17 protein-coding genes and 1 pseudogene are annotated in these 22,363 nt (G+C 38.2%); 14 read left to right on the plus strand and 4 right to left on the minus strand.

What is annotated here, in order from left to right; all coding sequences use genetic code 11:
* Nucleotides 1–156: 156 nt before the first annotated feature.
* The 4 genes from ADU73_RS06295 (at nt 157) to ADU73_RS06310 (ending at nt 5,795) form a co-directional block, all read left to right on the plus strand.
* Nucleotides 157–873, plus strand: a complete 717-nt coding sequence (locus tag ADU73_RS06295; protein ID WP_046872281.1) for a gamma-glutamyl-gamma-aminobutyrate hydrolase family protein — start codon at nt 157–159, stop codon at nt 871–873.
* A 299-nt stretch (nt 874–1,172) separates the two neighbouring features.
* Nucleotides 1,173–4,385 (plus strand): YhgE/Pip family protein, encoded by a 3,213-nt coding sequence (locus tag ADU73_RS06300; RefSeq protein ID WP_062913301.1) that lies wholly within the window; start codon nt 1,173–1,175, stop codon nt 4,383–4,385.
* 516 nt (nt 4,386–4,901) lie between these two features.
* Nucleotides 4,902–5,528, plus strand: a complete 627-nt coding sequence (locus ADU73_RS06305; RefSeq protein ID WP_046870627.1) for an HAD family hydrolase — start codon at nt 4,902–4,904, stop codon at nt 5,526–5,528.
* A 33-nt stretch (nt 5,529–5,561) separates the two neighbouring features.
* Nucleotides 5,562–5,795, plus strand: a complete 234-nt coding sequence (locus ADU73_RS06310) for a helix-turn-helix domain-containing protein (protein ID WP_062913302.1) — start codon at nt 5,562–5,564, stop codon at nt 5,793–5,795.
* 239 nt (nt 5,796–6,034) lie between these two features.
* On the opposite strand, the gene ADU73_RS06315 is transcribed toward ADU73_RS06310, so the two are convergent.
* Complete coding sequence (locus tag ADU73_RS06315; RefSeq protein WP_052694444.1) at nt 6,035–6,577, minus strand: sigma-70 family RNA polymerase sigma factor; 543 nt, start codon at nt 6,575–6,577, stop codon at nt 6,035–6,037.
* A gap of 358 nt (nt 6,578–6,935) precedes the next feature.
* On the opposite strand from ADU73_RS06315, the gene ADU73_RS06320 reads away from it, so the two are divergent.
* The 5 genes from ADU73_RS06320 to apf (ADU73_RS06340) all read left to right on the plus strand — a co-directional run bounded on the left by ADU73_RS06320 (nt 6,936) and on the right by apf (ADU73_RS06340) (nt 11,610).
* Nucleotides 6,936–8,186: a PTS sugar transporter subunit IIC gene (locus tag ADU73_RS06320; RefSeq protein ID WP_226996025.1), complete on the plus strand. Its 1,251-nt coding sequence runs from the start codon at nt 6,936–6,938 to the stop codon at nt 8,184–8,186.
* A 30-nt stretch (nt 8,187–8,216) separates the two neighbouring features.
* Nucleotides 8,217–8,405, plus strand: coding sequence for a hypothetical protein (locus ADU73_RS06325; protein ID WP_046870631.1), 189 nt, complete (start codon nt 8,217–8,219; stop codon nt 8,403–8,405).
* A 17-nt stretch (nt 8,406–8,422) separates the two neighbouring features.
* Nucleotides 8,423–9,607, plus strand: coding sequence for a GNAT family N-acetyltransferase (locus ADU73_RS06330; protein ID WP_062903889.1), 1,185 nt, complete (start codon nt 8,423–8,425; stop codon nt 9,605–9,607).
* Nucleotides 9,608–9,990: 383 nt separating this feature from the next.
* A complete protein-coding gene (gene apf / locus ADU73_RS06335) occupies nt 9,991–10,629 on the plus strand; it encodes an aggregation-promoting factor (protein WP_046870633.1) in 639 nt (212 codons plus the stop codon).
* A gap of 270 nt (nt 10,630–10,899) precedes the next feature.
* A complete protein-coding gene (gene apf / locus ADU73_RS06340; protein WP_046870634.1) occupies nt 10,900–11,610 on the plus strand; it encodes an aggregation-promoting factor in 711 nt (236 codons plus the stop codon).
* Between the two features lie 127 nt (nt 11,611–11,737).
* Here apf (ADU73_RS06340) and ADU73_RS06345 read toward each other — a convergent pair whose 3' ends face one another.
* Nucleotides 11,738–13,195, minus strand: coding sequence for an NCS2 family permease (locus tag ADU73_RS06345; protein ID WP_046870635.1), 1,458 nt, complete (start codon nt 13,193–13,195; stop codon nt 11,738–11,740).
* A 311-nt stretch (nt 13,196–13,506) separates the two neighbouring features.
* Between ADU73_RS06345 and ADU73_RS06350 the strand changes: the two genes are divergently transcribed.
* Complete coding sequence (locus tag ADU73_RS06350) at nt 13,507–14,880, plus strand: MATE family efflux transporter (RefSeq protein WP_056986223.1); 1,374 nt, start codon at nt 13,507–13,509, stop codon at nt 14,878–14,880.
* Between the two features lie 18 nt (nt 14,881–14,898).
* Nucleotides 14,899–15,087, plus strand: a complete 189-nt coding sequence (locus ADU73_RS06355) for a hypothetical protein (RefSeq protein WP_056986222.1) — start codon at nt 14,899–14,901, stop codon at nt 15,085–15,087.
* A gap of 100 nt (nt 15,088–15,187) precedes the next feature.
* On the opposite strand, the gene ADU73_RS06360 is transcribed toward ADU73_RS06355, so the two are convergent.
* The gene (locus tag ADU73_RS06360; protein WP_046870637.1) at nt 15,188–16,390 is read right to left on the minus strand and encodes an acetate/propionate family kinase; all 1,203 of its coding nucleotides are present in this window, start codon (nt 16,388–16,390) and stop codon (nt 15,188–15,190) included.
* Nucleotides 16,391–16,615: 225 nt separating this feature from the next.
* Here ADU73_RS06360 and ADU73_RS06365 point away from each other — a divergent pair, with 225 nt between their 5' ends.
* From ADU73_RS06365 to ADU73_RS06375, 3 genes are all read left to right on the plus strand, one after another.
* On the plus strand, nt 16,616–17,575 hold the full coding sequence (locus ADU73_RS06365) for a LacI family DNA-binding transcriptional regulator (RefSeq protein WP_062913303.1): 960 nt from the start codon (nt 16,616–16,618) through the stop codon (nt 17,573–17,575).
* Between the two features lie 91 nt (nt 17,576–17,666).
* A complete protein-coding gene (locus tag ADU73_RS06370; RefSeq protein WP_062913304.1) occupies nt 17,667–19,328 on the plus strand; it encodes a glycoside hydrolase family 13 protein in 1,662 nt (553 codons plus the stop codon).
* Nucleotides 19,329–19,353: 25 nt separating this feature from the next.
* Entirely contained in the window at nt 19,354–20,637 is a 1,284-nt protein-coding gene (locus ADU73_RS06375) for an alpha-amylase family glycosyl hydrolase (protein WP_062913305.1), read from the plus strand.
* Between the two features lie 237 nt (nt 20,638–20,874).
* Here the strand turns inward: ADU73_RS06375 and ADU73_RS06380 are convergent.
* Nucleotides 20,875–22,085, minus strand: a pseudogene (locus ADU73_RS06380) (IS110 family RNA-guided transposase).
* Nucleotides 22,086–22,363: the final 278 nt, after the last annotated feature.

Here is a 22,363-nt window from a genome sequence, read left to right on the forward strand (position 1 = left end):
GTGAAAAAATATAAGCAAGGTGGAAGCGGGATCGCATCCCGCTGCGAACCTTGTTTATATTTTTTTGCCTGACTTGTGAAGTTGTCCTGTGGTCTAGCAAAAAAAGAGTCTGGTGTACAAGCTAAAAAAAGAATTGCGAACGGGAGGAGTAAAAAAATGAAACCTAGAATTGGCATTGTTGGCAATGTGTTTACCGGCGATTCCACTATTTTTTATCATAATCATGCAACTTATACGTTTCAGGGAAACGTTGACGCAATTGTAAAAGCGGGTGGGTTACCAGTCATTATTCCGATTCAATCGGCAGAATTGGCAACAGATTATTTTGAAAACATTGATGGCTTATTTTTACCTGGTGGCCAAGATGTGACACCCGCCCTGTATGAACAAGATCCAAGTCCGCTACTAAAAAAGACCTCTTTAGAGCGTGATGAATTTGAATTGGCTTTGTTTAAGTTGGCTTGGGCTCAACGTAAGCCAATTTTAGGAATTTGTCGCGGAATGCAGCTGATCAATGTTGCGTTAGGTGGAACCCTATATCAAGATCAATCGTTAATGTCACGGTCCGTTGAAGTTCAGCACGATCAAGCACCCGAAAGCTTAGGAAATATTGCCACACATCAAATTGCGGTCAAACCCAAATTGAAGCGTGTTTTGGGTGAACATGTGCTCGTAAATTCTTTACACCATCAGTTGATTCATGATTTGGCAAAGTCATTAATTTCCTTGGCGGTTGCAGAAGACGGTGTGGTTGAGGCTGTGGCACCCATTGATGATAGTCGGCCACTTCTTGGTGTTCAGTGGCATCCAGAGATGATGTTAGATAGGCCAGAAATGGTGGCTATTTTCAAAAAATATATGACGATGTTCTAAACGAGAGCAAATCTCTTTGTCAAATGTTATGTTTCAAATTCATCACTTTGTCACTTTCTAAATTAAAAAGCCGTTAATCCTATGAGTACCAAGGCTTTAGAGGAATATTACCCCGAAAAATAAAGTTGATAATAAAACTAGTTCAAGGCCTTATCTAATTAGGCCCTGGGCTATTTTTTTGACTTCAGTTATTTATTTTAAAAAATATCTCGGTTTTTGACCTAGGCTTAAACAAATATTAAAGTTTTATTTTGTTGAGTAAGTTAAGTACGTGAAATAAAACAGGAGATGGTAAAGACATGATTTTTAAGAACTGGAATCCGCGAACCAAACGATGGAGTTTTTTGATCTTGGCACTATTAATTCCAATCTTATTAACGGGTGTAATTTTTAGATATATCAATAATTCGCAAGAAGAACATACTACCAATACGAATGTGGCGGTGGTAAATAAAGACAAATCGGCCAAATTTCAAGATACAAAGGTTGATGCTGGTAAACAGGTGATTCAAAACTTGAGTCATAACACGCAGGTTAAATGGCACTTCGTTTCCGAAAAAAAAGCTAAGAAAGAATTGAAGAATGGTCATTATCTGATGACAATTACCATTCCTAAAAATTTCTCTGAAAATATTACAACGGCGTTAGATAAAACTCCTAAGGCCAGTAATTTAAAGATTGATTTATCAAAACATAATAGTTATGTTTCCGGGCTTATTAATGAACAAGTTGCTTCACAGGTAAAAACGGAAGTTGTATCCAGTATTCAAAAGTCTTATGACAAGACCTTGCTTTCATCCATTAATCAACTGGGTACCGGAATTAAGAGCGGTTCAAATGGCGTTAAAAAACTAAAGAATGGCGTTGTTCAGCTTAAGGATGGTAATGGCAAGGTTGACCGTAATTTACATACATTAGCTACAAGTATGATTACGTTTGAAGATGGTACAAAACGATTGAATGATGGCATTAATACTTATGTGGCTGGTGTGGATACTTTGGCATCTGGAAATAAAACGTTGGCCAGTGGTATGAATCAGATGAAATCACAAACAGCACCTTTAGCTTCCGGTGTTCAACAATTAGCTACTGGTAGTAAAACATTGAATACAGGAGTGCACAGCTACACAAATGGTGTTGGCCAAAGTCAAACTGGTGCGAGTCAACTCAGTACCGGTTTAGCCCAATTATCGAATGCTACATCGGCCTTACCATTAGGAGTGACACAATTATTTAACGGGTCAACGCAAGTTACAAATGGATTGAAAACTTTGTCGAATAAGACGGGGGAGTTAGCTACTGGTGTGGGGCAATTAAGTGGCGGTTCAAATGATTTAGCGACAGGAATCAATTCATATACAACTGGCGTTTCAACATTAAATAGAGGGTTGAGTACACTGAATGGCAATTCTAATACATTGAATTCTGGGTCTACAAAATTGTTATCAAGTGCAAATGATCTTTCTCAAGGTGTTTCACAATTAAACACTGCCGCTGGGGAAGCTAATCAAAAAATTGCTGATATGCAACAAATGTTATCAGCAGATACGACGGCAATGAATAGTTTGAAAGATGCCCCTGCAACGATCAAGAGTGCTCAAGAATTACAAACGAAGCTGCAGACCCTAGAGCCTGTTTTAAAACAGCTTTCAGGTTTGGGAAGTGTGTTATCTGAACTAAATAATGCCAAGGGTAGTTTAGCAGATATTAACAGTTCGTTTGCAAGCTTAGACAGCGCAACTAGTGCTTTGACAGATGCTGCAACGAAAGCGCAAACTTCTGCAACAGATAGTCAAAAGGTTGCGACATTATTAGACGGTATCGACACATCTAAGTTAAGTGCTGCCGATCAGGCCAAATTAACGGAAGCTAAAGGTCAAGCCAAAGCTAGTGCCACTAATGCAGCTGCTTCTGCAAAAGAAGTTTCAGCGACTGGCACAAGTTTGCAAAGTTTGAGTGGGGCTAAAGATAAAATTAATGGTTTGGCAACGACATTGAATAAGATTAATGTTGATAGCAATACAACGGAGGCCATTTCAAGTTTAAGCAGTGTTGTTAACCAGGCAAATGAATTATTATCTTCACCTTTGATGAGTGATAATACGGTTCAAACTTTGGACGCACTCAACAAACAGTTACCAACATTAAATACCAATTTGAATGATTTCAAAACACTTGTTGCTGGAATCTCTCAGTTGAATGATCAAGTGAACGGTAAAAATTCATTGATTGCAGGTGTTACCGGATATACAACTGGCGTATCACAATATACGGCTGGGGTTAGTTCGGCTAGTGACGGTGCTTCAAAACTAGCGACCAATAACAATAGTTTAACGAGTGGTGCTTCTCAAATTCAAAATGGATTAGGCACATTGAACGGCCAGGTTCCAAGTCTCACGTCTGGAGTTACACAGTTAACAAATGGTTCGGGGCAGGTATCTACAGGTCTTTCAAGTCTAAATAGTCAGATACCAAGTTTAGTAAGTGGTGTTGGTCAAATGAAATCCGGATCTGGTCAATTAACGACTGGTCTGACAACTCTGAATACCAACTCAGCACAACTGAACAATGGTTCTCAACAATTAAGCTCTGGTCTTCAAACCCTTAATGGGCAAGTTCCAACATTGATTAGTGGTGTGAACCGGTTATCTAATGGGGCAAACCAATTAGTTGCTGGCGGAACAAAGCTTACAAGTGCAAGCCCTCAACTTACAAGTGGGGCTGGACAATTAGAATCAGGTGCTAAACAAGGTAAATCTGGTGCTGATCAGTTGGCAGCCGGTTCTGATCAAGTTCAGGACGGTCTCCAAACTGCTAATTCAGGGATTGGGTTATTAAACACGAAGTTAGCAGATGGTGCTAATCAGGTTCAAAATGTCAATGCAGAGCCCGAAAATGTCAATCATTTTGTCAATCCAGTTAGTCAAAATGAAGCTTTAGAGTCGGTTGGTTCTGTTAAAAACATGTTTGCACCTTTAGTTATTGCGATGGTTCTCTTCATTGCTGCTATCTTGAATCAATTAGGTCAATATGCTCGACGCAAAGGTCGTCGTAACAGTGGCTTTGGTCTTTCCAATAATATGTTACTCGTACTGACCTTGTTACAAGTTGTAGGAGTTCTGGCATTTATCGGAATTGATAACATTTCTGTCATTCATCCAGTTGGGTTAGTGATTGCTGCAGCGGTAACTGCCATCAGTTTCACAGCACTGTGTGTCGTTATTGATCTCTTGTTCGGGGCCCCGGGAATCTTATTCTCGCTAGTGCTGATGTTGGTTCAATTAGCCGGAGTTCTGCTACCAACGTCAATGCTCACCACTGTTTATCACGCAATTTCCGAATTGTTACCAGTTACCCATGCGATGAGCGCGTTTAATTATGCCATCAACGGGGTTGGTAATGGCATGGTTCTCCAAAGCGTTATTGTAATGCTGTATCCAATTGTGATTGGTGGAATTTATTACTTTGTCGCACGGAGTCGAAAACTTAGTTTGAAAAACGCAAAAGATTAATGTTTAAAGGTTGAAAGTACAAAGATAACTTCAGTTACTGCTATTAAGCAGTTTAGCCCAACAGAATTAAGTTACTTGTCGTTCTCCAGCTCCCTTGGCCTGGAACGGGGTGGGCACGATTTGAAGCCAAGCAAGTCACTTGTCTTCAAACTCGACCTTTATCTAAGCAAAAATCGCTAAGATAAATTTCACCCCTGAGGCCAAAACGCCTCCGAATTGCTGGAAAACGGAATCTAAGCTAATTTAATTGTTGCTAATTCTTTTGTATCAGGTAATTAGGTAAAGCTCGTACTTTCATCTCTTAGTTAATGTCTAAAATAATTAAATGATTTAAGGTAAGTCAAAAATATTTGGCTTACTTTTTTTGTGAAAAATGGACAAAAGCGTCTATTTATAAGATCGATAGATGAAAATTCAAATTGTTAAAATAAAATTTTAAAAGTAGCGTTGAGGGGAAGCAATTTCTTATGCTATAATGCATTGTTTCATTAAAAAAGTAGAGGAGGCGTTTAAGGCATGTATCAAGTTATTTTATTTGATGTTGACAACACGCTTCTCAAAACGGATGCAGCTGTTTGGGCAACTGTAAAGGTCATTTTTAAGCGGCTATCAATTCCGGTGACAGAAAAAGAAACGCGCAAGTTAATGGGATTATCAGCAGTTGAAATTTTTCAAAAATTGGGCTCTCCTGATCCAGAACAAACGGTTAAGGATTATGGAAAAGAATTTTTGAAACATCAGGATCTAGTTCGTGAGTTTCCCGAAGTAGAGCCACTTTTTGCGGAGTTGAAAAAGAGAAATATCCAGATCGGGATTGTGACTTCCAAAACTCATTATGGATGGCAAACACAGGTTGCTCAGTATAATTTTGCAAAACAGGGTGACAAAATTATCGTTTCAGAGGATACTAAAGAGCATAAACCTAATCCTGAACCAATCTTGGCTGGTATGCGCAAATTTCCTGGAGTACCTAAAGATCAGTTTTTGTACGTTGGAGATGCGCAGTATGATATGCAAGCAGCACATGCAGCCGGAATCGATTTTGGGAATGCAAAATGGGGTGCAATTCCGGGAGCCGATTTTCAGGATGCCGAGTATATTTTTGAAACACCGTTGTCAGTTTTAAATGCTTTTAAAAAATAAATAAATGGTTAAAACCAAAGTGGAGGAATCAAGATGATCAAGCAAGAGATGACAAAAGAAGAAGCAATTAAAATACAGGTTGCTAAAGAGTTAGTGGAGTTTCGCCTGCGTAAGGGATTTACACAAACGCAATTAGCTGAAAGGGCTGGCAAACGCCAATCGCAAATTGCCCGCATGGAAAGTGGTCGTGCTAACGTATCATTCAAAACACTTGATGAAATCGTCAGTCGTGCAGGTGGAAAGATCACACTAAAAATTGTGGATTAATTAAAATTTTTTAGAGAATTGAATCAATAAAAAAAGTTCGAAACTAGGATAAGGGATCTTATCTTAGTTTCGAACTTTTTTGGGTTCTAATCAGTCGAGATGGCTGCCATACGGTGCAAATTAAATAGAACTATTCCATAACTAGGCGTTGCTGGAAGACGGCATTTAAACTAATTTGCTTGTTATTAACTCTTTTGTACCAGGTAATTAGGTGAAGCTCTGTACTTTCAGCCTTTAGATTAGCGCCTATTTTTTGATATACAGGCTAGAGCCTTGTTGCCAACACTTCGGCGTAAGTTAGAAACACACTGTCGCGAAACGTGGTGTTTATCAGCGATTTCTCCGTTCTTTAAATGAAGAACATAACAATCAATTAAAAAATTTTGTTCAGCATGGGTACAGCAGTGGTAGAGCTCTTGAAACAATTGATCATTATAAACAGATTCAAAAGCCAAATCGTTCGTTGATTGAATTTGGGCATTTATTGATTCTTGATCAAATTGAATTTTCTCGGCAAGTCTGGACGTTTGACGAAGTAAATCTAATAAGCGCCAGTAGACGGCCTGATAAGCAAAAACACGGAATTTTTGAGGATGATCCTCAACAGAGGCTGGGTACCGAGCATAAGCCTGAACAAAGGCTAAGTAACCTTCTTGAATAAAGTCATCATAATCGGTTTGCATGCGCGAAATGTGTAACCGTTTGGCGGCACCGTGGATAATTTTTTCGTTGTTATCCTGAAATAAAAAGTTGAATCCTGCTTGAATAGTTTGTTTTTCCAATTCTTGAATCTCCTCGTAAGATAAGATCCAAGGGCCCTTGGTCATTAATTAGCATATAGAAAAATTAATTAATAAAAAACGGGATAAAGTGCGTAGGCACGTAGTAAACGCAAATTGAAAATGCTTTAGGATAAAAGCCAAATAACATAAATCGGGTTGCTGAGCAGTAGAACGGAGAGGATTAGAGAAAATACTTAAGCGGGCTAAAAGGTCTATACCTATTATGAAAACGAATATATTTATCAGAATACACTCGCAATATAATGAATATTACTAATAATTAGAGAATTTTCTTATGAAAAGGTTTACATTTACAAATGGAGAACTTATACTGATATTGTAATTAATTTATGGGAGGGTGATTATTTTGAAGAAGTTTATGGATTGGATTCAAAATGTTTTGATGCCGCCTTTAGCAAAGGTTGGGAACAATAAGTATCTGGTTTCGATTCGTAACGGGTTAGTTATGACGTTACCGGCAGTTATTAGTGGTTCTGTATTCTTGATTATCGGAAATATTCCAATTCCGGCTTGGACAGCCTTTATGAAACCATATATGGGGGCCATTGGGGTTGCTGTAAATGGATCGTTTGGGATTATTTCATTGCTGTCAGTCATTGGAATTGGTTATGAACTGGCTAAGAATCTTGACCTTGATGCAATTAATGGGGCTGGATTGGCGACGATGGCCTTTGTGATTGTTTCTTTCAATGATAAGTACGTATTAGACACGGCCAACTTTGCTTCAACTGGGTTATTTACTGCTATTATTTGTGCTTTTGCATCTGTTTTAATTTTAAATTTCTTTGTTAAACGTAATCTAGTTATTAAATTACCAGATGGGGTCCCTGATGCGGTCAGCCATTCATTCAGCGCTCTAGTACCAGGATTTGTTGTTCTACTCTTATTCTGGACCATTCGGGTACCACTTCACTTCGATATTAATGTTTTTATTCAAGATATCTTCCATCCTTTACTGTTTGCAATGAACAGTTTGCCAGGAATTATGTTCTATACACTATTAGTTAGTCTACTCTGGGTCGGTGGTATTCATGGGGATATGACTCTGGAAGGAATTGCAGATCCTATTTTTCTTCAGTTTGTAACGGCTAATGGGATTGCATGGGCGCATCATCAGCCAATTCCATACATCACCTCAACTGGTTTTTCCAGTCTTTTTGTAAACGTTGGTGGAACTGGTGCCACAATTATGTTGGTGTTCTGGATGCTTTCTTCCAAGAGTAAAACGTATCGGGAATTAGGAAAAGTTGCTTTTCCAAGTGCCCTATTTGAAATTAATGAACCTGTTATCTTTGGATTTCCAGTTGTCATGAACCCAATTACGTTGATTCCTTTCGTGTTGCTTCCCCAGATTCTTGCGGTGGGAACTTATGGATTAATGGCGCTTCACTTGGTAAGACCAGCTGTTACAATGGTGCCATGGACAATGCCACCAATTATCGGTCCCTTAATGGCAACTGGTTGGGATTGGCGAGCTGGTGTTTGGTCCGCAGTCGAATTGGTAATTGCTGCAGCTGCCTACTATCCATTCTTTAAAGTAGCTGAAAAACAGATGGTTGAAAAGGAAACAGCTAAAGTTGCTGCATAATTAGTATTAATATAGAAGGAAAAATAAATTATGAAACCAGGAAAGATTATTTTATTAGGAATTATTGGTGCGGTTATCATTGGATTATTAGTGGTAATCACTACACTTTTGCCCACCACTTTTATTTCACAACAGAGCTTGATCGACGTTGTGGGAATCGTAATGTTTGCCGGATTTGGTTTTTATATTGCAAAGATTCGTGATAAAGTGAAAAAATAAATGTGGAGGTGCTAGTAATGAATGAGGTTGTGAAACTAAGTGAAAAAGATTTGGATGAATTCTATCATCTTTATTTATATGCGTTCAATAATCAAGATAGTGAAGAGCGACGAGCATTTTTTGATAATCGTTACAAACACTCACAGGCCTATGGGATTCACCATCGAAATAAATTAAGTAGTGGGATGTTAAGCATTCCATTTCAGATTAATTTTCATGGGGTTACTTATAAGATGAATGGAATTGGGGATGTCATGAGCTATCCTGAATTTGGTGGGCATGGTGCCATCACGGATTTAATGCGGCAAGCTTTTGCGGACATGCGAGACGATGGAGTTTCACTTTCTTATCTGGCACCTTTCTCTTATGATTTTTATCGGCGATTTGGTTATGAAGAAGTGTTTGATCGTGCTATTTATCAAATTAAAAATACTGATTTGCCCCGAGTTAAACTATCTGAAGAGCGTGGGACTTTTATAAGGTTGCCACTTGCTGATGCAATTGCGTTGATTGATGAAGTTTATGAGAACAATGAACAGAGCCGTAATGGTGGGGTAAAACGTGATCCTTGGTGGTGGAACTATCTGTGTTTGAAACATCCACAATGGCAAGTAGGCGTTTATTTGGAAGATGATAAAAACGCTTCTGGGTATGTGATCTATGAGCCTTCAGGTGATACGTTTAAAATCCAAGAACTTATGTATACTAATCAACTTAGTTATCAGTATTTGCAACGTTTTATATGCCAACATGAGTCAATGTTTGCCAAATTTGAGTATGCAAATGGTGATCCAAAGGGCTATCCAGATGTGATGGCAAATCCAGATACCGTAGATGTTCGAATTCGTCCTTATATGATGGCCCGAATTATTGACCTACAAAAATTTGTTGCAGATTACCCGTTTATGCAGAAAGTAAAAACAGTACGGTTAGCTGTTAAAGATGAACTAATTCCACAAAATAATGGAATTTGGCGTCTGAAAGTTAACGTGAACGGGACAAACTTTGAAAAACTTAGTAACAATGAGCAAAATATGGCGGATATTCATTTGAATGTTCAAAATTTGACAAAGGCATTCATGGGCTATCGACAATTAGACTATTTGAAACGAACTGGTGCCATTACTGGAAGCCTTGATTCAATTCATAATTTAGGCAATGCTTTGCACTCAGAATCGCCAATGTTGTGGGATTACTTTTAAAAGTAAGTTTTGTGTTTTCAACCTTTAGCAATTAGTTGGAAGTAGTGTGGAAATCTCATTTTGAGAAAATCTACGCTATTTTTTTGTCTAATTTGGAATGAATTTTGCCGTAAATCCCGGTAAATATAGTAAATAAATGATCAAAAGAGGGGGGATCTCTAAAAAAATTCAATTTTTTAATTATTTTAGAAGCAATTTTGTCATTTAAGCAATTTGATAACAACGGGATTCACGGCGGTTATCCAGTTATTGAATTACAGTATATTTCAGAAATACCCTAAATCGATATCTTTTTGAAATACTTTTGTAAAAAACGGAGGGTAGTATGATACACATAAATTAAATAACAAACAAAAACTTAAACAAACGAGGGGTATATATTTATGACATTAAGAAGCAAAATCACAAAATTTTCAGTAGCATTATTATCAACAGTTACTTTGGGTTCAACTGTAATTACTGCAGCAGCACATGCTGATTCAGTTTACACTGTTAAATCTGGCGATACACTTTCAGGTATTGCATACGATTTAAACAAAAATAATGATTATTCAGCATTAGCAACAGCAAACAAAATTAAAAATGTTAACTTGATCTATGTTGGTCAAAAATTATTAATCAAGAGTGATGGCGAAGTTAAGGTTGCTACAAAGAGCGAAGTTAAATCAACTCCAGCTGTTAAGAGCATCGCTTCAACAACTCAAAACTCATCAGCAAAGACACAAAGTGCTAACACAAACACAGCAAGTTCACAAAGCTCAAATACAGCAAGCAAGACTACTACATCTACAACAAATGGCGGTGATTCATCAGCTAAAGCATGGATTGCTAACAAAGAATCAGGCGGTTCATATACAGCTACAAACGGCCAATATGTTGGTAAATACCAATTAAGTTCTTCATACTTACATGGTGATTATTCAGCTGCTAACCAAGAAAAGGTTGCTAACTCATACGTATCTTCACGTTACGGTTCATGGTCAGCTGCTAAATCATTCTGGCAAGCAAACGGCTGGTACTAAGCCGAAAAACCGAAAATTTAATCCGAGTTTTTTAAACTCAATTTAAAACAATCCATTTTATGGGTTGTTTTTGTTTTATCTTGTAATGCAATTGAAGGTAAAGAAATGCTCAACCATGGGGTAGAAAGCGTTTTTCATTGAAATAAGGTTACAAAAGATTACAAAAATAGCAAAATAGATATATTCGTGAAACCCCCTTGAAAACTCAAGGCTGTAATATAGCAAACGTTGGTTAACAAATGGCAAAAAATAAGAGGAGAATTTACTTACATGAAACTAAATAAATTTACGAAATATACAGTAGCATTTCTTTCAACTATTACTTTGGGCACACTTGCTTTAACAACAGCAGCAAGCGCCGACGAAACATATACGGTTAAGTCTGGCGACACACTTTCAAGCATTGAATACGCATTTAAACAAGATACAAATTACCAAAGCTTGGCAAGCACAAATAATATTTCAAATGCCGACGTAATCTACGTAGGTCAAAAATTAGTAATTAGCGATGGCACAACTAAGGCAGCAGCACAGCCACAAGCTGCACCAGCTGCTAGCACACAAAATAACACACCAACACAAAGTACACAAAGCAGTTCTGCATCAACACAACAAACACAGCCACAAAGCACACAAAGCAGTTCTGTTTCGACACAACAATCACAACCAAAGACTACTCAAAGTTCAACACAGAGTCAGTCAACAAACACACAAAGTTCAAATACCGCAAGCAAGACTACTACATCTACAACAAGTGGTAGCGACGCATCAGCTAAGGCATGGATTGCTAACAAAGAATCAGGCGGTTCATACTCAGCTACTAACGGTCAGTACATTGGTAAATATCAATTGAGCTCATCATACTTGCATGGTGATTACTCAGCTGCTAACCAAGAAAAGGTTGCTAACTCATACGTAGCATCACGTTACGGTTCATGGTCAGCTGCCCAATCCTTCTGGCAAGCAAACGGCTGGTACTAAAATAAAAACTGATTTAAAACGTGTCTTTTAGACACTTTTCAAACTAACTTAAAAAGCTCGTTCAGCAATTGGAAACGTAACTTTCCTTAATTGCTGAACGAGCTTTTTTATTTATGAGATTTAATATTTAAGCGATGGCCAATACGGTAAAGTTGAGGATAAAGAGTGCAGATACAATCCAAATCAATGGGTGCACTTCCTTGGCCTTTCCAGTGACAGTTTTGACGATGCAGTAGAAAATGAAGCCAGCGGCAATTCCGTACGTAATGTTGTAGCAAAACGCCATAAAGATGGATGCCATGAATGCAGGAACTGCTTCTTCAAAGCTATTCCAATTAATGTCCTGAAAAGAGCTCATCATCATGATGCCGACAATGATCAATGCTGGGGCGATGGCAGCATTGGGGATGATTGAGAGCAATGGAGACGCAAAGCTACTTAGCAAGAACAAAACGGCTACTGTAACACTTGTTAAACCGGTCCGACCACCGGCACCAATTCCAGCTGAGCTTTCTACGTAAGTTGTAATGTTCGAAGTTCCGAATAGGGAACCAACTCCAGTAGCAATGGAGTCCGCAAACAATGCGCGATCTAGTTTTGAGGAAAGGCCCGGCTTAGCTTCGAGATCTTTTTCATCCTCTGCTGAGAAAATTCCGGTGCGCCGGCCCGTTCCGATAAAGGTGCCAAGTGAATCAAAAATATCTGACAAACTAAAAGAAAGAATCGTCATAAAGACTAGGATAAGACGATGACTATCGCTGAATAGCGACCCCATTCCTTTAGAGGAGAAAGCCGCCAAGAAAGTTGTTTTCAAGGCACCGATTGAGTTTGCGAGGGAATTAGCATCTGAAATATGTAAATTTGTGACGCCCATTGGAATTCCAATGATGGTTGTGGCAATAATTCCGATTAAAATACTTGCTGGAACTTTTTTGATTTGTAATATGATGGTTAAGGTAATTCCAATAAGGGCCAGGACAACACTTGGATTGTTAAACAAAGTCATTGACGGGGTAATGCCACCACCTGTGACAACGCTAGTAACCCCATGTGTAAAATGAGTAACGGCTGAGTTATAGGCTTGGCCGTTAATGGAAACAATGCTGCTTGAATCACTAGAAAATTGAAGGATGTTAGCATTCTTTAAACCTAGATAAGCAATGAAAACACCAATCCCGCCACTGATTGCAAGTTGAATGGTGTTGGGAATGGCTGTAATTAGCATTTTCCGAAGTTTGGTAATGGTAATCACGATATTGATCACCCCACAGAAGAACACGAGAGCCAGGCCTTCTTGCCATGTAAAGCCAAGTGACATGACGACGGTATATGTAAAGAAGGCTTGTAAACCTACCCCAGGTGCCAATGCATAAGGCACATTAGCAAAGAGTCCCATAATAAGGGTACCTGTGACAGAAGCAATAATCATGGCTAAAAACACAGCTTGAGCCGGCATTCCAGTTTGACTAAGGATTTGCGGGTTCAAAAATAAAATATATGACATCGCGAAGAAAGTCGTAATTCCGGCAGTGATTTCTGTAGAAACAGTGGTACCGTTCTTTTCCAATTCGAAAAATTTTGACATGATTTTCCTCTTTTCTTATGATGTACGTATAGCATAAACGATTTCAAAGAAGAAATCTACTCAAAACACGTAATTTGATGTTTTTAATTGTAAAAATAGTTCGTGTTATACATTAAAAGTAACAATATCCATGAGTAATTTTCTTTTGTAATTCTGAAACACGATTTAATAGATAACTTCGGTTTGTGGATAAACTAAAAAAGGTAGTTCTATTCTTTGTAATTAGGGGGCGACTAGTTATAATATAAACTTAATTGATAATTTCAGAAATTGATTTAAAATCAAAAAAGATGGTTTTAAGGAGGCGTAAAATGGAATATTCACTTACTAAGGGTAATCCAATCAAAGGAATTATTGTCTTTAGTATTCCATTATTTTTGGGAAATATTTTCCAACAAATTTATACGTTATCGGACACTCTAATCGTGGGGCGTGCGGTTGGTGTAAATGCACTGGCCGCCGTTGGTGCAACCTCTGGATTAAGTGGATTGATTATCGGGTTTGCGCAAGGAATGACGGTTGGACTCTCGATCTTAACCGCACAGGAGTTTGGAAATGGTGATCTCAGAAGTGTAAAGCGCAGTTTTGCGAGTAGTATTTGGATTTGCATAACAATGAGTATCGTCCTTACCATAATCGGAGTTTCGTTGGCCCGGCCATTATTAGTCCTTATGCAAACACCTAAAGTTCTGTTAGATGGCGCCGAAACATTTATTGGGATTATGTTTATGGGCTTATCGGTTACGATGTTTTATAACTTGTTTGCAAATATGCTGCGTTCTTTAGGTAATAGTCAAGCACCGCTCTTCTTTTTGATTGTTGCGGCAATTACTAACGTTGTTTTAGATATTGTCTTAGTTATCGGACTGCATATGGGAATTGCTGGGGCTGGAATTGCAACTGTTACTGCTCAGCTACTTTCTTGTGTTTTATGTATACTGTATATCAGGCGACAAATTCCCGAATTAAGTTTAAGTCGGGAAGATATGAAAATTGATAAAGAAATGATTAAAAGCGAGCTGAAACTTGGTATGCCGATGGGATTTCAATCTTCAATTATTTCGATTGGTTCCATTATTTTACAGGTTTCATTGAATCAATTAGGGCCAAATTCAATTGCGGCCTATACGGCAGCTGGTAAAATTGACTCTCTAGCTACGCAACCGATGGTCTCATTGGGAATTACGATGGCCACTTTTACGGCTCAAAATTATGGTGCGAAAAATTATGACCGAATTTTGGTGGGAATTCGCCAATGCTTGATTGCAACGGTATCGTTTAGTATTGTGATTGCCGCTGTGATTATTCTGAATAGTCATGCGTTAGTGAACCTCTTTATTGGGAATTCGGCGCCTCAAGTTACTCATCTGGCACACACTTATTTCTTGGTTGTCAGTACAAGTTATTTCTTACTCTCTATTCTTTTTGTGGTACGATATGCTTTGCAGGGATTAGGACGAAGCTTTGCGCCGACAATGGCTGGCGTGGCAGAACTGGTCTCGCGAATATTTGTTGGGGTTGTATTGGTGCCTCAGTTCGGTTTTATTGGGGCCTGTTTTGCAAGCCCACTTGCTTGGCTGGCTTCCGTTGCCGTTTTGATCGTGTCATTTACCAAAACGATGCGAGATTTGCGGAAAGTGGATGAGCAGCAAGAAAGCGTATCATTAGAAAATGAAGAAGAATAGGCATAAGAGGCGAAGGTTATGAAGATTTGGACGATTATTTTATTAGTATTAGATGCTTTAATTATTCTTGGTTTAATTGGTGTCGTGATTAACCAAATTCGTCAAGGTGATTTTTCTGATAAGTTTTGGATTGGGATTGCTGGGGCAGCAGCGTTTACCTATTGTGGAAACTATTTACTAAAATCTGCTAAAGTTGTTAAAAAATGAAAAAATGACAAACTGATATTTTTAAATAACAGTTTGTCATTTTTTATTTTTCGCGCTTTTTTAAATTTACCGAAAAGGCAATATTCAGATGATACTAAAACTATTCACCCTTTGGTTCATTTGTTAATTTCTTAACAGATCTAGCGATGGCTAATTCTTCATTTGTAGGGATCATTAATACTTGTACAGAAGAATCGTCTGAGCTAATAACGCGAGGGCCCTTACCATTCTGATTACGATTTTCATCAAGTTTAATCCCCAAAACAGCTAAGCGATTAATTACATCTGTTCGGAGAGAAGCCTGATGCTCACCAATGCCGGCTGTAAAGGTGATAACATCTAAGCCGCCCATTTCGGTGAAATAGCCGCCAATATATTTAACGGCTGAATTGATAAACATATCATAAGCCAGTTTTGCCCGTGGATTGGTTGCTGAATTTGAAACAATATCGCGCATGTCAGCTGAAATTCCGGAAACACCTAAGAGACCAGATTTTTTATTGAAGATGTCGATAATTTGGTCGGCGGTCATATGCAGCTCGTTCATTAAGAATGGGACAACCGCTGGATCAACAGAGCCAGATCGCGTGCCCATTGGAAGACCTTCGAGAGGTGTGAAGCCCATTGAAGTATCAAATGGTTTGCCATCTTGGCTGGCTGTGATTGAAGCACCACCGCCTAGATGCAAGGTGACTAGTTTTAAGTCATGATAGTCTTTCTTGAGAAAATTTGCCGTTTCGTGCAACACGTACTCATGACTGATACCGTGTTCACCATATTTACGAATATGATATTTTTTGGAGTAGTCATACGGAATCGCATAAAGAGCAGTTTCTTCAGGCATATTCAGATAGAATTGACTGTCAAAAACCGCAATTTGTGGCGTGGTGTCTGGCAGCACATCCATGAGGGTTTCAATACACTCAACTTGAACTGGATTGTGAAGGGGTGCGTATTTGTTGAGCGCTTTTAGTTTACCAATGTTATCTGAAGTGATTTGAGTAGGATGTTTAAAAATTGTTGCACCCGCAACCACTCGGTGACCGACCGCCGCAATTTCGGAAACAGCATCGATTAAGTGGAGATGTTTAAGTTGATCAAACAAAAGCTCAATACCCTGCTTGTAAGTTAAATTGCTGATTTGTTGTGTAAAGTCTTCGCCGTTGCGCACAATTGTGAAAATAGCTTCCGGTGTGTTCATCCGTTCCATGACACCTTTGTTAATAAGAGACAGATCGTCGATGTTAAAAAGTTGCCATTTTAATGATGAGCTTCCGGCATTAATAACTAATATTTTTTTCAAAATGAGATTACACTTCTTTCAATTAATGATTTTAAGTCAATTGTGGACCTGCTTCTATAAAAAATAAGCCACTAAGGTCTCTGAAAAGAGTAGCACATTTTTTCCTATTATATGAAGTAGTTACGTGAAAATAAGAAATTACATAAAATAAAGCGGTTTTGCAAGGGCTTACTTGGTATAATGATCATGAATACATATGAATTACTCGGTGAGGAGAGAAGTTTAATGGCAACTTTAAATGATGTCGCAAAATTAGCTAATGTTTCAAAAATGACGGTATCACGAGTAATCAATCACCCCGATAAAGTTACGAATGATTTGAAGCAACTCGTTTATCAAGCGATGCATGAGGTAGATTATCATCCTAACATGGCTGCAAAAGCGCTCGTGAATAATAGTACTCAGATTATTAAGTTTTGTGTACTCGAGGATATTGATACGACGGAACCTTATTATATGAATTTAATGATCGGAATTGCGCGTGCATTGGATGCCCAGCAATATTCATTACAGTTGGTTACCCGCCGAAACTTTGATATTGGAAATTGTGATGGGTACGTAGTGACTGGCATGCGTAAAAAAGATTTTGATTGGATTGGCAATTTAAAGAAACCGGTCGTGATATTTGGCGAAAATCGTTTTGGCTTTGATTATGTGGATACAAATAATAAGGCTGGAACTTTTATGATCTCTGAATTAGCTGTCAAACGAGGGTACAAGCGACTTATTTTTATTGGGATGGATAGTCATGAATCATTTGAGTATTCACGAGAAGCTGGCTATCTGCAGCTGATTCAAGAGAATCAAATGGTATCTGAAATCCATCGATTTGATAATCATAGTCATCTTTCTCAACAATTTATTATTGAGAACTGGGATGATTTCGGTCCCGACACTTGTTTTATCTGCGCGTCTGATCGGCTTGCACTTGGAGCAGAGCGCGGTATTGAAAGTTGTGGAGGACTAATTCCCGTAGATTATGGGGTAACTGGATTTGATGGCGTATTTTTGAACCAGGTGGCCTTTCCTCGGATTACAACGGTTAAACAGTCTATCGTTGAGATGGGAATGGCTTGTGGTGAAAAATTGCTTAATAAAATTGTCAATCATATTGATAAGGATGGGTCACTCATGTTTGAACCCAAAATTAGTATGGGTGGCACCGTTCGAGACAGTTCAAAATAATGTTATCGATAACATTGCCAATGGGCCTTGCAATTGTGAGGCTTATTTTTTATGCTGTTAATGAAAAGGCTTTCAGAAAGAAGAGATTGTGATGGGTGAGTGGTATGAAAAGGCAGTGATTTATCAGATTTATCCGAAAAGTTTTAAAGATTCTAATAATGATGGTGTGGGTGATTTGCCTGGGATTACGGAAAAACTGGATTATGTTCAACAGTTAGGGGCAAATACAATTTGGTTAAATCCGATTTTCGTTTCGCCTCAAATTGACAATGGATATGATGTTTCAAATTATTTTGCAATTGATCCCATACTTGGAAATATAGATAATTTTCAACAAATGGTTACTGAAATCCATAAACGTAACATGTATTTGATATTGGATTTGCCAATCAATGATACGTCGGACCAGCATCCGTGGTTTCAAGATGCTGTAAAAAATAAAGAAAGTATTTTCCGCGATTATTATATTTGGGGCGAGAATAATGGCAAACGACCAAACAATTGGGGATCGTTTTTTGGCGGTAGCATGTGGGAACCAGATCCAAACGGTGGTTCGCAATATTATTGTCATTTATTTGATAAAAAGATGCCTGATTTGAATTGGGAAAATCCCGAAGTCCGTAAATCAATGGCAGATATTGCTAATTTTTGGATCGATAAGGGTGTGGATGGCTTTCGGCTGGATGCATTCATTCATATTGCTAAGGCTAATTTTGAACAAAACATTCTTAATCAAGATGAAAAATTTCCAATTGATTCGTCACTTTATGCGAACTTACCTAATGTAAAAACTAATTTACAAAACTTTATTAAGCTTGTTAAAAATGATCATCCAGATGCATTTTTTCTTGGAGAGGCTTCTTCGGCAGATGCCTATCAGGCAGCTGAATATACGCGTCCAGATCAGCCTGGGTGCGACATGGTGGTAACTTCTGACAACTATGGGGAAATCTATCCAACGAAAGATCCGCAAATTCCCAAATTCTTTCAACCTCGTCAGTTAGATGCTGAAAAACTGAAAGATACTTTTTCAGTTTGGGAAGCGGTGCTAAAAAATATTAGTTTACCAGCTTTAACCTGGGGGAATCATGATATTAGTAGAGTTTTGGATCGTTTGAATATTAGTGAAGACAATCTGGATATGCCTAAAGCTTTAGCGGTTGTCATGTATTTGCAACGAGGAATTCCAATTATTTATTATGGTGAAGAAATTGGTATGCGCAACTTAAAGTATAAGAAACTGAAGGATTTTCATGATCAGCGGGCATTGGACTTAATTCAATTATTGCAAAATCTTGATTATCCTGATGAAGAAATTCTGCAGTTGTTAAATCAACAGGATGAAATGACGGCTCGTGGACCATTTCAATGGCAAGTTGGGAAATACGTTGGTTTTTCAAACCATCATCCGTGGAATTGGGCCGATCATAATGCAGTCACGGCCGAAAGTTCTATCGCTGATAGCGAAGGACTGCTGGCTTTTTACCAAGCGGTATTGAAAATTAAAAAACTTCCTTTGTTTTCTGAAGGCAGTTATGTGTTATTGGATACGGAAAGGGACGTTTATGCTTACAAGCGCGAACTTGATGGGATAAAAGGATTTGTGGTTGTTAATTTAGGAGATAAATCAGTAACCTATCATATTCCAACAATTAAAATTATTCATACAATTTTATCTAACAAGGCGAATTCGTTGGTTGATAACGTTGTAACGATGGATGCAGGCGGCAGTATTGTGTTGACGGAGAAATAACAAAGCAAACAGGAGGAGTTAGCAAATGGCAGATGAAACAAGTGTAGATTTACGCAAATTACAAATTTATAGTGTTTTTGTGAGAAATCACACGCAAGAAGGAACGTTGAAAGCATTAGAGAAGGATCTTCCCAGAATTAAAGTTTTAGGGACAGATTTTATTTGGTTGTTACCGATTAATCCGATTGGCAAAGTGGCTCGCAAAGGGAAATTAGGGTCACCATACGCAATTCAAGATTATCGAAAAGTGGATCCGGCGTTAGGAACTTGGGATGATTTAGTGCATTTAGCAGATCAAATTCATCAATCCGGTATGAAACTGATGATTGATATTGTTTACAATCATACGTCGCGAGATTCAGTTTTATTAAAAGACCATCCAGAGTGGTTCTTACATGATGAGACTGGAAAGTTGTATAACAAAAATCCTGAGTGGTCTGATGTGGCGGAGCTTGATTATAGTAATCATGATTTATGGAGTTATCAGATTGAAACTTTAAAACAGTACGCGAAAATTGTGGATGGTTTTCGTTGTGACGTAGCCCCACAAGTACCTTTGCCATTTTGGCTGGAAGCCCGTAAAGAAGTTGCCAAAACTAATCCTGATACAGTTTGGTTAGCAGAATCAACGGGTGGAGATTATATTCGTGAAATTCGTAGCAAAGGATTCTGGATTTCATCGGATGGTGAGATCTATCGGGCCTTTGATATGGCCTATGACTACGATATTGATCAGGATTGGCATGATTATTTGTCAGGAAAATCGACATTGGCTGATTATGTGAACGTGTTGAATCGGCAGGACGTTGCATATCCATATAATTATATAAAAATGCGTGATTTAGAAAATCATGACAATTTAAGAGCACATCAACTTATTCAAAATGAAAATGATTTATTGAATTGGACAGCATTCTCTGAGTTTCAGAAGGGTGCGATGTTAGTTTATGCCGGGCAAGAATATGGAGTAAAGCATACACCGTCATTATTTGAGGATGATAAAATCCATTGGAATACTAACTTGGATTTTTCTGGTTTAATTAAAAAAATGCATGAGTTGAAGCAGGATAGAATACAAGTTGCTGGTAAGTATGAATTGACAAGCCAGCAAAACGATATTGTTCAAGTTCAATTCTCACAAAAAAAGGAAGTTAGGATTGGTATTTTTTCTTTAAAAAGTCAAAGTGGTGTAGCAAAAGTAAAACTTGAAGATGGTTTATATACTAATCTAATAGACGGCTCAGACGTGAAAGTGAAGCATGGGGTTATACAAATAAATCAAAATCCTGTAATTATTGAAAATAGATAAAAGAAAAGTGTTAACGGTAACATTAAGAAAGCGGTTGCAACCGTTATGATTTCGTATAACAATAAAGGTGTTCAGAAAAACATCGGATTAAATGATTTAAGCCTTGTGGTGATAAGTCAAGTATGTAAAAAACTTTGTTTTTATTATTAATTAGTTCTTGAGAGTATACCTTCCCCAGCCCACTAAAACAGTTAATTTAGCGGGTTAAGAAGGGACTCAGTATCGTAAACTCGAAGGCTATACCACTTTGGGTGGTATATAAAATTGATGGTTTCTAAGCAAGACTTCCACCAATCTCACAAGCTTTCGTGCCGTCAAGACAATAGCTCGACGATGACGATACTTGGGTACCTCTTCATATTTTTTGTGGTAATAGCGTTGGTAAGTAATATCATAACGTCTTATCGAATTGGCAGCTTCAACTAGATAATAACGAAGATATTGATTACCCTTACGAGTTCGTGGCGTAGCTTGACGAACACTCGTACCTGATTCATGTGGTAACCAAGCCAGACCTGCATACTTGGCAATATGGCTTTCATCCGGAAAACGTTCAATTTGACCAATTTCTGCCACAATACCGGCCGCATAAACTGGACCAATACCGGGAACACTAGTTAAACAATTGATATCTGTGTAATTGTTTTATCCAAAACTTGGATTTGTTTTTTTAACATCCGAATTTCATTAGCATAGACCGCTAAGATTTCATCAACAGAATCTGTTACGACTTTTAATAGACGATAAGAAGAACGAGTTGCTTTCTTAATGGCTTTAGCAACGGCTTCGGCATCACCAAATTTACCGTGGGCTAACTGTTGAAGATGTGTCACTAATTCATCAAGAGGTAGCGCCGCTGCCTCGTCCAAGGTTAACTCTTCATCAGTAATTAGGGTCATCATAGCTGAGCCAAAAACTGAGGTGGGTAACTCTCGTTCTAAAGTATTACAACGATAATAGAGGTTGTTCAAAAAATGATTTTTTGAATCGGTCATTTGTTTAACCAAGTGATAGCGTTCACGGGTTAAACGTTGCAGCGCAACATAATTTTCTTGGCGAGCAACAGGGGTTCCAAGTGGTTCTACACGCAATAAATCGGCTAATTGCTTGGCATCAATTGCATCAGTTTTACCGTCATTAAAGAGCTGACTAAAGTGATGTGATGTGTAGGGATTAATGGTAATTACCGATAAGCCTAAGGCTTGTAACTCGCTATCTTCGGCCAAAAAAGTCATTGGATGAAAGTTATAAACAGAAGTAGCTTCCATACCAGCTGTGATTTTTTCATAATGATGCGTTTGAGTTTCGGTTAGGACCGTCTGTTTGATCTTAATGGCGCCATTGAGATCATTAGTAGTTTCACCTTGAAAACAACAACGTTGATCCGAATCTAAAGCACAAAAGTCTAATTTATTTTTACCAACATCAATACCTAAATATAAATTCATAGGATAAGGACCTCCTTTCATTGTGAATTAATTGGATAAGCTTAGGTGCTGCGTGATGTTCCCTAATTCCAATTCTAACGGGCATCCTCGCAATATAAGTAGACTAGATTAAGTGATTCAGCTGCGTGTCACGCGAGTGAACACGAATCACTCTAATCGCTACAGCTTGTGGTTTGCGGTGTTTCGAATTGTCTGGGCGGCACGCTTAAAACGTAGATAAACTACAAGGGGAGAAAGCCTATACCAGTTGGACCTAAATCCAATGAACAATTAGAGAA

The sequence above is a fragment of the Pediococcus damnosus genome, assembly GCF_001611155.1.
Lineage (GTDB): Bacteria > Bacillota > Bacilli > Lactobacillales > Lactobacillaceae > Pediococcus > Pediococcus damnosus.